Origin of the sequence: Paenibacillus sp. FSL K6-1230, assembly GCF_038002385.1 — a bacterium.
Lineage (GTDB): Bacteria > Bacillota > Bacilli > Paenibacillales > Paenibacillaceae > Paenibacillus > Paenibacillus massiliensis.
In genome coordinates this window covers 3,204,211-3,217,735 of record NZ_JBBOCK010000001.1, presented here as the reverse complement: position 1 = coordinate 3,217,735, position 13,525 = coordinate 3,204,211, and the positions used below count along the sequence as shown (strand labels likewise).

Sequence of the window (13,525 nt, the reverse complement as noted above, 5' to 3'; positions counted from 1 at the left end):
ATCCCATCAGCAGTAGGTAGGTGGAAAGCGTCTTGTAACGTCTACATAAGCTACCCCTGATTGATACATTCGAATTATTATGCTATGTGCCGATGTGAAGAGAGGAGTGGGCCCATTGGGGAGTTGAAGCTGCAGTCTGCAGGAAGTCCGGTATATGTGCAAACCATTCGAAGGAGGTGCACCTGGCTGCTAATCCATTGGTGGTCAGGGAATTGATTGAGTAGTGACCCTTTACCCATTATATTCAATATTTTTGCAGTGTTTTTCTTGGTGCTGCTGAACGGTTTTTTCGTATCTGCAGAATTCGCCATGGTCAAGGTGAGAGGCAGTCGGGTTGATAGTCTGCTGGAGGCAGGCAATAAGAAGGCTGTATACGCATCACAAATGATTCACAATCTGGACGGCTATTTATCTGCTTGCCAGCTTGGTATAACATTAGCATCCCTAGGACTCGGCTGGATTGGGGAGCCAGCCATTGCAAGTCTCATTGAACCTGTATTCGCAGCTGCCGGACTCGGTCCGATCTATGTGCATGGCGCTGCGATCATAGTAGCTTTTATCATCATTACGATCATGCATATTGTACTTGGTGAGCTTGCACCCAAGACATTGGCGATTCGAAAATCGCTTACGATTGTACTTTATTCTGCGATGCTGATGACCTGGTTCTACAAGCTTATGTATCCTTTTATCTGGGTACTGAATGGGCTGGCGAATCAATTGCTCAGGTTGTTCCGCGTCGAACCGGTAAGTGAGCAGGAGGAGTCTGTTCACACGGAGGAAGAAATCCGTATACTGATGAAGGAAAGTAATAAGAGCGGTCTAATCGATAACACGGAATTGGCGCTTGTTGATAATATATTTGATTTTACTGATACGACAGCGCGCGAGATTATGATTCCCCGTACAGAAATGATCTGTCTGTATAGTCATCTATCGGCGGAGGAGAACTTGGAAATTGCTTCAGATAACATGCGGACGCGGTACCCGATATGCGGTGAGGATAAGGACCATATTATTGGCTTCATCCATATCAAGGATCTGCTGCGTGACAGGTCGCTGGATACCCGAACAATGATCCGACCCATCCTGGCTGTCCCCGAATCCACACAGATTAGTAGCTTGCTGAAGCAAATGCAGCGGAGTAAGACACAGATTGCCATCCTGATTGATGAATATGGAGGCACCTCTGGTCTGGTAACGCTGGAGGATATCATGGAAGAGATCGTCGGTGAAATTCAGGATGAATTCGACCATGAGCGCCCGCCACTAGAGAAAATAGGCAAGGATGAGTTCTCTGTGGATGGCATGATGCTTATCGAAGAAATGAACGAGCGCTTCGATCTGGGTCTGGATAGTGAGGATTATGATACGATTGGAGGCTGGATGTACTCCCGTATTGAAATGATTCCACCCGACCCCGGGCAAAGCATCGCGTTCAATGGCTTTCTACTGCGTGTAGCGGAGACGGAGAATAAACGAATCTCGCGCATTCACATTTCCAGACTAGAAGATGAGGTATTGCTGGAGGAGGAGGGCGCGTAAGCGCAAACGCAAACGGTCTTCATTTTGGTGTAGCTTACCTATTTGATATATCCAAATGCTCTTATCTGTGGGCTAATATCTAAGAGCTAATATCCAAGAACTCTTAACTAAAGTGATCTTATCTAAAAACTTAAAGAGGCCGGTACAAGGAATTCCTTGTCCAGCCTCTTTGCAGTATGTGTGATATTTACTGGTAATTTATACGGTGTTGTGCCTGAATCGCACATGATTCAAGTATTAACATCAGGCACCTACATCAAGTCTTTCAACAACAGCAGACAGCGACTTACCGTGCGGTTAGATCTAGATCGCCCAATTGCCGTCGCGGAATACGGCTTCTCTAGTGCCATCGTGGTTAATTCCATCGATGTTCATCTCGCCTGAACCGACCATGAAGTCTACATGCGTAAGACTGCTGTTCAGACCATTCTCCGCAAGCTCCTCCTGAGTCATCTTCTTGCCACCATTCAGTGTGAAGGCATAGGCACTGCCAATAGCCAAGTGGTTGGAAGCATTCTCATCAAACAGCGTGCTGTAGAATAGCAGGTTGGACTCCGAGATAGGAGAATGATGAGGAACCAGCGCCACCTCACCGAGGTAATGCGAGCCTTCATCAATCTCAACCAGACTCTTCAGGGTCTCCAAGCCTTGTTCTGCTTCTACCTTCACGATCCGCCCATTCTCAAACGTAATTGTGAAATTATCAATAATGTTACCACCGTAGCTAAGTGGCTTCGTACTGGATACCTTGCCGTTCACACCTGTCTTCAGCGGTGCAGTGAACACTTCCTCTGTCGGCATGTTCGCAACGAACAAGTTACCTTGTTCATTCTTGCTATCTGCAGCAACCCACAGATGCTCTTTCGGCAGCTCAATGGTAAGGTCAGTACCAGGAGCTGTATAGTGCAGCTTGTGATACTTCTTGGCATTGAGAATATCCGACTTGGATTGAAGGTTATCCATATGAGCCTGCCAAGCCGTAACCGGTTCTGGCTGGTCCACACGAACCATTTTGAAGATGGTCTCCCAAAGTGTATGTATGCGTTCTTCTGCAGGAAGATCGGGGAATATCTTCTCAGCCCACGCTTCGGAAGGTACAGCTACGATCGACCAGCTGAATTTGTCAGCCTGCTGATAGGCTCTGTACTTGGCCATAGCTGTAGCCTTGGCCCGTTGGGCAGCGGTAATGCGGTCCTGCTTGATGCCAGCCAGCAGATCGGGGTTATCCGCAATGACGTGTAGTACAGCAGCGCCTTGCTCAACCAGCTCGGTCATCTCTTCTGCATGCCACTTCGGTGGAATGCTAAAGCTCTCATCTGGAGCCAACTCGTAGTACAGACGAGTGACCGCCTCGTCGGACCAGATCACCTTCACATATTTGGAACCCACTTCGTAGGCTTTCTTGACAATCAAGCGAACGAATTCCGCTGCGGAAATCGGTGCATTCACGACCAGGGTCTGTCCTGGCTGGACATTAACACCTACGCGAACGGCGAGCTCTGCATATTTTTCTAAATTTTGCTCAAAATCAGACATATGTTCTTCCTCCGTTAAAGGTAATTCGATACGCAGTATGCTACGTGTCACAACTATTGTACAATGGAATTATGAGGTTCACAAATGATCGCTTGAATCACCATGAATCATCATGAGCACAAAGTGATATTACGCTGAACAAGAAAGGATGTATGAATGAATGACAGAGCAGTCCAAAGCGACAGTGATTAGTGCAACCATGCGGCAAGAGGAGGATGGTAGCTTCCTCGGACAAGCGGTGTTTAATATGGAGGGACAGAAATCCACCTTCGAAATCTCCTTTTTCAGTAAGAAGGGCAAGGAGTGGGACTACAGCCTTCATTATGCTGAAGGAGAGCGCATAGAAGAGGAGCTATTAGCTATTGACGAGCTGCTTGAGGAAGATGACGATCTGTTCGACATGCTGCTCGATGCGGCGAGAGATGCGATGGAGTCCAAGTAGTATAATGTCACATAAGCGTGCGCAAAGTAGCACTTTGACCCATTTCCAATAGGGGCCAATTCATGATATAGTCAAACCGAAATGATCAGCGCTTACAATGCTGCATGCTGCCCTTGTGCCAAGCTACAGTAGGGTCAGAATGCAGCCGCGTTACTGTCTGGTTCTATACATATGTCAAGGAGGTTCTTATATGTCTTATCAACATACTGCGCTAGAGGAGCCATTTCACGGCGTACCTGCTGTGTGGCTGCGCTTTGCCGGTTATGAAGCTGCTGTTATACCTTCTGTTGGAGCTAATCTCGTTGCTTTTCGGGATACGGAATACGGCTATCGCTTTCTAAGAGAGCCAGAGGCCGATGGAATGGAGGAGTTCCTGAGCAGTCCTGCGGTATTTGGGATACCGTTCCTGTTCCCGCCTAACCGCTACGAGGATGGTAAATTTCCATGGAAGGGTACGACCTACGAGCTACCGATCAATGAGCCAAAGACCAACAATCATTTGCATGGATTTCTGCACAATGTGCCATGGAATCTGGAGGAATATGGCTCATCTGAGGCAGAGAGCTACGTTATTCTGACACAGCAGGTGGATGAGGAGCATCCGATGTATGCCTTCCTGCCATTCACCTTCACGATCCAGCTTCGCTACAGCCTGGATGCGTTCGGACTGCGTCAGCAATACACGATTGTCAATCAGGGCGAAGAGGCGATGCCGAATCTATTCGCATTCCATACGGCGATTAATGCGCCATTCGCTCCAGGTAGCAGTGCGGAGGATTATCGCATCAAGGTGACGATCGGTGAGCGAATTGAGCTAAGCGACCGCTCCTTACCTACGGGCTCGTTGCAGCAGCTGTCTGCCGAAGAGGAGGCCCTCAAGGGTGAGGGAATCAATCCCTATTTTGAAGAGATGGATCACCACTATACAGCGGCTCCGCAGAATGGCCGCAATTACATGTCCTTGACTGACACTCGTGTGGGTGCAACGTTGATCTATGATGTAGGTACCAGCTATAAGCACTGGATGATCTGGAATAACAAGGCGTGCGGGCAGTTCATTTGCCCGGAGCCGCAGATGAACCGTGTCAATGCACCGAATTTGCAAGGTATTGCAGCAGAGGAAGCTGGCTTGATTGCGCTTCAGCCTGGCGAGATTTTCGAACAAACAGCACGTCTGTACTGTATTCAACAGGCGGCTGAGTAACTGATAGCACATTGACAGGTGCAGTGAAGTAAACTACTCACGTGGCTCATGTACAAGTTGCATATAATACTGTGGGGGTGTCTTGCGAGATACCCTCTTTAGTATGCATTGGTGCATCATGGAACGCTATATCCGTTCATCGGTACTTTAATGCCTTAGCGTGGGAGCGTATTAATATATTTTTGTATTAATGCTCCGAAGCGGTCAAGTCGCGCTTGAATTTAGATTTAGTTAACATAATATTTATTATGGAAACATGAAGGAAAAGCGTTTACAAAAAGATGTGAAGAACGCTGTTGAATCATGTATAATATGACAGAAGTCACATTCAGGCTGTACCTAGCTCATTACATATTTGAGGGAGGAATACACGTGCAATACCGGATTGAGAAAGATACGATTGGTGAGATTCAGGTCCCGGCAGATCGACTCTGGGGAGCGCAGACACAGCGCAGTAAGCAGAACTTCCCGATTGGTACGGAAAAAATGCCGATTGAGGTCATTCAGGCCTTTGCTATTCTCAAGAAAAGTGCAGCGATTAGCAATCACAAGCTGGGCAAGCTGGCTGAGAGTAAGAAGGATGCTATTGTCTTTGCTGCTGATGAGATTATCAGTGGCAAGCTGGATGATCATTTTCCGCTTGTAGTATGGCAGACAGGCAGCGGCACGCAGTCTAATATGAATGTGAATGAGGTAATTGCTCATCTGGGAAGCCAATGGCTGGCAGAGCAGGGCAAGGAAGAGCGACTGCACCCGAATGACGATGTGAACATGTCCCAGAGCTCGAACGACACGTTCCCGACTGCGTTACATGTATCCGGCGTTATTGCGGTAGAGGATCGCCTGCTTCCTGCCATCGAGAAGCTGAAGGCCACTTTGCAGGACAAGTCTGAGCAGTTCAAGGACATTATTAAGATCGGTCGTACCCATCTTCAAGATGCCACGCCGCTGACGCTGGGGCAGGAGATCAGCGGTTGGTATGCCATGCTAGATAAGAGTGCGCGTATGATTACAGATACCGTTAAATATATGAAGGAGCTGGCCATTGGAGGCACTGCTGTCGGAACGGGGATCAACGCTCATCCAGAGTTCGGCAATTTGACGGCGGCTGAGATTTCTTCCTTTACAGGGAAAGAATTCATCTCTGCGCCGAACAAATTCCATGCGTTGACGAGTCATGATGAGGTAGTTACTGCCCATGGTGCGATCAAAGCGCTCGCAGCAGATCTGATGAAGATTGCCAACGATGTGCGTTGGCTGGCAAGTGGGCCACGTAGCGGTCTGGGCGAGATTATCATCCCAGCGAACGAACCTGGTAGCTCCATTATGCCTGGTAAAGTCAATCCGACACAGAGCGAGGCACTGACCATGGTAGTTACCCAGGTGATGGGAAATGACGCGGCTATTGGCTTTGCAGCTAGCCAAGGGAATTTCGAGCTGAATGTATTTAAGCCTGTCATTATCTATAACTTCCTGCAGTCTGTGCAGCTGCTGGCTGACTCCATTGTGGCTTTCAATGATAACTGTGCAGTAGGAATTGAGCCAGATCGAGCGAAGATCGAGCACAATCTGTACAATTCATTGATGCTGGTAACGGCATTGAATCCGTACATTGGTTATGAAAATGCAGCGAAGATTGCCAAGCTGGCACATGCCGAGGGCTTATCCTTGAAAGAAGCTGCACTCCAGACAGACTTGCTCACTGAGGAGCAGTTCGACCAGTACGTGGACCCTGCCAAGATGATTGAACCGAAGGCTTAGGTATTGCCGTAGAGCACAAGGGCATTACATTCAGGGCACGGCTTAAGCGGAAAACTCAAAGTATACACAAAAAAATCGCACCTTTATGGACTATGGAGGCTTAATACTTCCATTAATCTAAAGGGCGATTTTTTTGTATCCACTGCCCATTTACAACATCCTGATGACCCGCACCAGCCCCTCGTGTTATAATAAATTACAAACAAGGGCATATAACGAGACATGTGAAAGGGATGGGAGGTCTATAACATGCAGCTTACGGTACAGGAGGCACTCGAAATCTACCCGCTATCGGAAGCCAAGTTGGTCGCTGGGGCAGCGGGAACCTCTCGCAGGATGAAGTCGGTCAATGTGATGGATGCGCCTGATATTGCCGATTGGGTTAAATCGGGCGAGCTGCTGTTCACTACCGGTTTCCTGCTCAGAGACAGTCATGAGGATGCGACAAAGCTGCTCAAGAAGCTTCACGAGCGAGGATGTGCAGGGCTCGGAGTCAAGCTTGGCCGCTTCTGGGACAGCATTCCAGAGGCCGTGATGGCGGAGGCGGATCGTCTCAATTTCCCGCTCCTTGAGCTACCCTTTCAGTTCACCTTCTCGGATCAGATGAATGCGCTATTTCGAGCCGAATATGAACGCAGCACGAAGGCGTTACAATCCGTTGTCAGCAGGCAGAAGGAGCTCATGCAATTTGCCTTGCGAAAGAATGCGGAAGCAAGTATTTTTGCGGGATTGTCTGAGATCCTGGATTGCCGGATCGCCGTTGTTGGATCAAGGGGCCATATCCTGTATACGAATGGCGAATGGGAGCAAGAGCAGGGCTGGATGAAGGGCTGGCCCTGGAAGTCGGTATATGCCCGGGTGAAATGGGATGCCGGCAGTTGTCATCGAGTACCGATTCGCCAACTGGAGGAGGATTTTGGATTTCTGCTCGTCTTCACGGAATCCTCGATATCCTTCAAGGCAGAGGAGGGATTGTTCCAGCAGGCAGCTGAGGTGCTTGCCTACTACATGAATCAGACAGATCAGGTGCATATGAGTCCAACCTCACAGGATGAGATGAAAGCTGTCATGATGCAGTATTTGAACGGGAGGATTACGGCTAGCGAGCTTGCCGAGTACCTGGAGAGTAGGAAGATGAGTGTCTGTGAGGGCCCGTATCAATGCGTACTGACGACTCTTGAGCCAGAGGTTTTTGCTTCACATACCTTATTAAAGCAGCTGTATCATGAGCTTCAATACAATCCGCTGATGAAGCTGAATCCTGCGCGTCACTTTTTGGTGGATACCGGCATCTTGTCCATCTTTAGCAGTGTATCGGGGCAGGATGAGGGAGATAAGCTCGCCCGCTTTCTGACCAATCGCTTCAGTGACGTCATTGCCACACAGCACACGCGTGGAGAGCCGGGTCCTCGATTCTGGATCAGCAAGCTGAAGACCGAGCAGCAAGGACTCCAGAGCGCATACCAGGAGTGCGTGGAGACGCGCAAACTGGCTCTTCGCTTCGCTATGAAGGATACGGCGCTTCAGTTCGATACCTTGGAATTCGCGTATGTGTTCCAGCATGTGCCCACCGAGATCATGGCGAATTATTGCAGCAAGCTACTGGAGCCTCTTGTTCGTGAGGACCCGAATGAACTGCTGATGCATACGTTGGAAGCCTTCGTCGAGCATGATGGTCTCATTAATGAGGCAGCCAAGCAGCTCTACGTCCACCGGAATACGGTCACCTATCGTATGGAGAAGATCAGTGCGCTGCTACAAATGGATTTCAAGAAGACAAACGATCTATTGAAGCTCAAGATGGTCTTTACATTTCGCAAGTTCCTTAAGCAGCAAAAGGCGCAGTGAGCCAATCGAGCAAATTCAATCCAATGCAATCCAATGCAATGAAAGCCTACGATATCCACCCGAATCCATTCCAACTCTAACCAATTTTGCCCACCCGATCCATCCCAATCGAATTTATTGGAATTCAGCCCTCCCGTTCAATCGGGAGGGCTGTTCTCATGGAGCGGTCAGGAACCAAATACAAAAATCATACATAATGTTAGTTTAGGTAACAAAATTGCGTGATTATTATTGTCACGCTATATACATACATATACAATAACTCTCAATTATCCGATGGGGGGCTGACAGGATGAAGCCATCCACGCTTCAACTTATTAATGAATTGTCACACAAAGCTTTTATGCATGAATTCGGAGCACTATTCGAGCATTCTCCCTGGATTGCAGAGAAGGCTGCGGGGTATAGACCTTTTCCGGATTATACAGCCATGTTGGATGTAATGAAATCGATAGTTATGGAGGCTGATGTAGAACAGATTCTGGATCTTCTACGTCGTCACCCTGATCTGGGCTCCAGACTGGAGATGAGCAGCAATTCTGTACAGGAACAGACAGGAGCAGGATTGAGCCAGCTCACTGAATCTGATTTTCTTGAGCTGCAACGTCTGAATGCGGCATACACTGAGCGTTTTGGATTTCCGTTTATTCTCGCAATCAGGGGCCATACGACTTCCTCGATCATTCAGATTATGCGCGAACGGGTGGAGGGCACAAGACAGGAGGAATTGAAGACCGCTACTCAACAGGTGTTGCGCATTGCATCAATCAGGCTGGAGCAGTGGGTCGAGCGCACTGAACAAATCTAACTGTTGATCAGGAAAGGACCTGTCTAATGAGTACACATACGGGAAAATTAACAACTCACGTGCTGGATACAGGCCAGGGATTGCCCGGCAGAGGGATGAAGATTGAATTGCTTTACTATGGAGAGGCTACTTCACGGACTGACAAAGGGAGTCTTCTAATTGAGACTACAACGAATGAGGATGGGCGAACCGATCAGCCATTGCTGCAGGGTGAGGCTGTGCGAACGGGTATCTATGAGCTGAGGTTCTATGCTGCAGCCTATCTGGAGGATACCAGGCATTCTTCTGGAGCCCACATTGCCTTATGGGACTGGATTCCAATTCGGTTTCATATCCGGGACAGCCATCAGCATTATCATATTCCACTTCTGTTGGCACCTGGGGGCTATAGTACGTATCGGGGGAGCTAAGGGAGGAATTCGCAATGACAGGACATAGACAATTCGATCTGGTAATTAGACACGGTATGGTTGTGCTACCAGAGGCATGCATAGAGGCAGATATCGCTGTTAAGGATGGCAAAATAGCTGCTATAGGTCACCTTGAACACATTGCAGAGGAAACGACGGTCTTCAATGCAGCAGGGCTGACCATACTTCCTGGGGCGGTCGATATCCATGTTCATTTCAACGAGCCTGGTCTGGAGAGCTGGGAAGGCTTCGCAGCAGGCTCTGCAGCCCTCGCAGCTGGCGGGTGCACGACATATGTGGATATGCCGCTAAATGGGGTTCCTCCAACGGTGAACAGAGAGGCACTGAACCTGAAGCTTGCACGAGCACAGGAGCGCTCTTGTGTGGATTATGCTTTATGGGGCGGGCTTGTTCCGGGCAATATCGAGGCATTGGATGAGCTGGCAGCGGCAGGAGTCGTCGGCTTCAAGGCTTTTATGTCCGATCCTGGTGGCGAGGGCGAAGGGATCTTCGCACGCTCGAATGAGCTTACCCTGCTGGAAGGTATGAAAAAGATTGCTTCAATAGGCGGTCTACTGGCCTTGCATGCAGAAAGTGAAGATATTGTGCAGGCGTCCACGGCTTTAATACGGCAGCAAGGGCGTATGGGCATGCAGGATTATATTGAATCCAGACCTGTAATCGCTGAGGTGGAGGCCGTTAGTCGTGCTTTGCTATACGCAAGACATACGGGCTGTCGACTGCATTTTGTTCATATAAGTACGCCGGAGGCTTTGGAGCTGATTGATGCAGCAAAAGCCAGCGGGATGGATGTCAGTGCGGAGACTTGCCCTCATTATTTGCTGCTCACTGATGAGGATGCTGATCGTCTCGGAGCTGTGGCCAAATGTGCTCCGCCGCTGCGAAGCACGGATAACCGGGAGCGGTTGTGGAATGCATTGCTCCATGGTTCAGTGGATATCATTGCGTCGGATCACTCACCATGCCCACCGTCGCTGAAGCAATCTGATGATATGTTCGAGATTTGGGGCGGGATCTCCGGCGCTCAGAGTACACTGCTGCTCATGCTGGAGGAGGGATATCTCGCCAGAGGTCTCTCACTGCCACAGATTGCTAGAATCGTTGCCTTGGCACCTGCCTCGAGAATGGGGCTGGACGACCGCAAGGGAAGTATCGAGATTGGCAAGGACGCTGATTTTGCCTTGGTAGATTTCAACAAGGCTTTTACGTTAACGGCTCAGGAGCTTCTTTATACCCACGTACAGAGCCCTTATTTGAATCACACGTTTCCATGCTCGATTGCGGCTACCTTTTGCCGAGGAAATCAGGTATATGACAAGCAGCATGGAGTTAGCGTGAGTCGGTCAGGAAGCTGGTTAAAGCCCAGGATGGCTGGGGTTGATCCAAGGGAGGACCGTTATGCGTGATGCTCATGAGCAAGCAGTATCCTCACTCAATGGACATGAAGAACAACAGACTTATGGTCCCCAACTGCTTGAGCTGCTTCAGGAATTGGCGGATATTGGTCGAGATGAGACTGGGGGAGTTACGCGTCTTCTTTATACGAGCTCATGGCTGTCCGCACAGCAGAAGCTTATGACATGGATGAAGAAGGCTGGCTTGGAGGTGTTTTTTGACCGTGCGGGTAACCTTACTGGCAGACTTCAAGGAACAGATCCAGATCTGGCTCCGATCGTAACAGGCTCCCATGTGGACACGGTGACATCAGGCGGCGATTATGATGGTGCTTTAGGTATTGTAGCTGGCCTGCTGGCACTGATCGAGCTGAAGGAGCGATATGGTAAACCAACCAGAACACTGGAGGTAGTCGCGCTTTGCGAGGAGGAGGGTAGTCGATTCCCTACCGCTTACTGGGGCTCCGGTAGTATCGCTGGGCGTGTCCGCTGGGAGGATGTTGGCCTGCTCCCGGATCGTGAAGGCATCAGCATGCTGGAGGCTGCAAGAGAATGTGGCTTTGGGCCTGATAGTTCATATGCTGAGCCCGCGAGGAAACTAGGTGCTTACCTGGAACTGCACATTGAACAGGGATCCGTCCTGGAGCGATCCAACATTCCGATCGGCATTGTATCGGCGATTGTCGCTCAGCAGCGGTATCGCATCCAGCTTCATGGCGAGGCGAATCATGCAGGAACGACACCGATGGACCATCGAAAGGATGCCCTGACTTGTGCCGCCCGGATGATTGTAGCCGCCCAATCGTATGCACTGGAGACGGACGATGGACTGGTAGCTACTGTAGGGAGTATCTCTGTAACGCCAGGAACGCCAAACGTCATTCCGGGTGGAGCTGAATTCACACTGGACATTCGCCATGCAGAGGATGTGGAGCTGCAGCGGCATAGCAGAGAGCTACTGCGACAATTTTCAGTAGTGGCAGAGGAAGATGAGGTCAGCTTCGTCAGCGTTCAGACACTGGATGCAGCTGCTGTCCCCATGGGCCGCCAACTGATGGACTCTCTGATAGCAGTGTGCCACAGCAAGCAATTGGCTTTCCGCGTAATGGCTAGTGGTGCGGGTCATGATGCACAGATGTTCCGGCATGTCTGCCCTACGGCCATGATTTTCGTACCAAGTCGTGGAGGCATTAGCCACAGCCCGGACGAATACACGGCCCCCGAGCATTTAATATTAGGCTACAGCGTACTAGCATCAGCATTATATGAACTAGGTTACGGGGGTGCAGGCGCTTGAGTAGTTACAGAGAGCTTTCTCCATCACCGCGAACAATAATGACCCCAGGTCCCGTAGAGGTAGACCCACGAGTGCTAAGGGCGATGTCTTATCCGATTTTGGGGCAATTTGACCCGGAATTCACAGCGTTGATGAACAAGACAATGGAGATGCTGCGCATGATATATCAGACGAACAACCAGTGGTGCTACCCGATAGATGGCACATCACGCTCAGGCATTGAGGCGGTTCTAACCAGTCTGATCCGTCCGGGAGACAAGGTGCTGGTTCCTATATTTGGACGCTTCGGTCATCTGCTGGTGGAGCTTGCCGAGCGCTGCGGAGCGGACGTCTGTATCCTGGAGCGGGACTGGGGAGGGGTCTTTGCCCCCGAAGATATCATTCAGGAGGCCAAGCGAGTAAGGCCGGATCTAGTGGCCATGGTGCATGGCGAGACCTCTACGGGCCAAATACAGCCGCTCGCTGAGATCGGTGCAGCTTGCCGGGAGATGGACATTTTACTTGTGGTGGATGCTGTAGCTACCATTGGAGGGGTGCCAGTCGAGACCGACGATTGGAAGCTTGATGCAGTTATGGGAGGAACACAGAAATGTTTGTCTGTCCCGGCAGGAATGGCCCCCCTAACCTATAATGAGCGCGCAGAGCAGCGGATTCAAGCACGGAAGCGAGTGGAGCGGGGGCTGCGAGGTCCGATTGAGGACGCTAAGGTGGCACTAACGGTAACGGACCCAATCAAGTGTCGCCCCATTCAGAGCAATTATCTCGATCTGAGCCAGCTTCAGGATTACTGGAGTCCAGCGCGCCTGAATCATCATACAGAAGCGACCAACATGCTCTATGCATTGTATGAGGGCTTGCGGATTATTCTGGATGAAGGGCTGGAGGCACGCTTTGCCAGACACCGGCTGCATGAAGCAGCACTGATGGCCGGACTTCAGGCGTTGGGCCTGCAGCTGTACGGGAATGCTGCGAGTAAGCTTACTGTAGTGACCTGTGTCCATATTCCAGTGGGGATCGATGGGGAGCAGGTGCGTTCGATGCTGCTTCATGATTTCGGGATCGAAATTGCTAGCTCATTTGGGCCATTACGAGGAAAAATCTGGAGAATCGGAACGATGGGCTATAGCTGTAGGCAGACAAATGTGCTGCATACGCTTGGAGCACTTGAGGCAGTATTGATTCGAAGTGGGTATCGTGCACCAGCGGGAGAAGCTGTACAGGCAGCGCTGGATGTGTATCAAGGTAAGCATTAGAGGGGG

General features: G+C 50.0%; 11 protein-coding genes. 10 read left to right on the top strand and 1 reads right to left on the bottom strand.

Going from position 1 to position 13,525, the window contains the following annotated elements; genetic code table 11:
* Positions 1 to 216 precede the first annotated feature (216 nt).
* Entirely contained in the window at positions 217 to 1,545 is a 1,329-nt protein-coding gene (locus MKX74_RS13945) for a hemolysin family protein (protein WP_018884379.1), read from the top strand.
* A 303-nt stretch (positions 1,546 to 1,848) separates the two neighbouring features.
* Here the strand turns inward: MKX74_RS13945 and MKX74_RS13940 are convergent, their stop codons facing one another.
* Complete coding sequence (locus MKX74_RS13940; RefSeq protein ID WP_028591382.1) at positions 1,849 to 3,081, bottom strand: aminopeptidase; 1,233 nt, start codon at positions 3,079 to 3,081, stop codon at positions 1,849 to 1,851.
* 160 nt (positions 3,082 to 3,241) lie between these two features.
* Between MKX74_RS13940 and MKX74_RS13935 the strand changes: the two genes are divergently transcribed.
* The 9 genes from MKX74_RS13935 (at position 3,242) to MKX74_RS13895 (ending at position 13,519) form a co-directional block, all read left to right on the top strand.
* Positions 3,242 to 3,523 carry a hypothetical protein gene (locus MKX74_RS13935; RefSeq protein WP_018884381.1) on the top strand — a complete coding sequence of 94 codons (282 nt, stop codon included), beginning with the start codon at positions 3,242 to 3,244 and terminating at the stop codon, positions 3,521 to 3,523.
* Positions 3,524 to 3,713: 190 nt separating this feature from the next.
* Positions 3,714 to 4,727 carry an aldose 1-epimerase gene (locus tag MKX74_RS13930; protein ID WP_341178820.1) on the top strand — a complete coding sequence of 338 codons (1,014 nt, stop codon included), beginning with the start codon at positions 3,714 to 3,716 and terminating at the stop codon, positions 4,725 to 4,727.
* A gap of 372 nt (positions 4,728 to 5,099) precedes the next feature.
* Entirely contained in the window at positions 5,100 to 6,488 is a 1,389-nt protein-coding gene (gene fumC, locus MKX74_RS13925) for a class II fumarate hydratase (protein ID WP_341178819.1), read from the top strand.
* Between the two features lie 249 nt (positions 6,489 to 6,737).
* Complete coding sequence (locus MKX74_RS13920; RefSeq protein WP_341178818.1) at positions 6,738 to 8,336, top strand: PucR family transcriptional regulator; 1,599 nt, start codon at positions 6,738 to 6,740, stop codon at positions 8,334 to 8,336.
* A 292-nt stretch (positions 8,337 to 8,628) separates the two neighbouring features.
* A complete protein-coding gene (gene uraD, locus MKX74_RS13915) occupies positions 8,629 to 9,144 on the top strand; it encodes a 2-oxo-4-hydroxy-4-carboxy-5-ureidoimidazoline decarboxylase (protein WP_341178817.1) in 516 nt (171 codons plus the stop codon).
* 26 nt (positions 9,145 to 9,170) lie between these two features.
* The gene (gene uraH / locus MKX74_RS13910; protein ID WP_341178816.1) at positions 9,171 to 9,554 is read left to right on the top strand and encodes a hydroxyisourate hydrolase; all 384 of its coding nucleotides are present in this window, start codon (positions 9,171 to 9,173) and stop codon (positions 9,552 to 9,554) included.
* A gap of 14 nt (positions 9,555 to 9,568) precedes the next feature.
* On the top strand, positions 9,569 to 10,981 hold the full coding sequence (locus MKX74_RS13905; protein ID WP_341178815.1) for an allantoinase: 1,413 nt from the start codon (positions 9,569 to 9,571) through the stop codon (positions 10,979 to 10,981).
* The gene (locus tag MKX74_RS13900; protein ID WP_341178814.1) at positions 10,974 to 12,266 is read left to right on the top strand and encodes a M20 family metallo-hydrolase; all 1,293 of its coding nucleotides are present in this window, start codon (positions 10,974 to 10,976) and stop codon (positions 12,264 to 12,266) included. Before MKX74_RS13905 ends, MKX74_RS13900 begins: the two co-directional genes overlap by 8 nt.
* A 38-nt stretch (positions 12,267 to 12,304) precedes the next feature.
* Positions 12,305 to 13,519: a pyridoxal-phosphate-dependent aminotransferase family protein gene (locus MKX74_RS13895; protein ID WP_445667272.1), complete on the top strand. Its 1,215-nt coding sequence runs from the start codon at positions 12,305 to 12,307 to the stop codon at positions 13,517 to 13,519.
* Positions 13,520 to 13,525 lie beyond the last annotated feature (6 nt).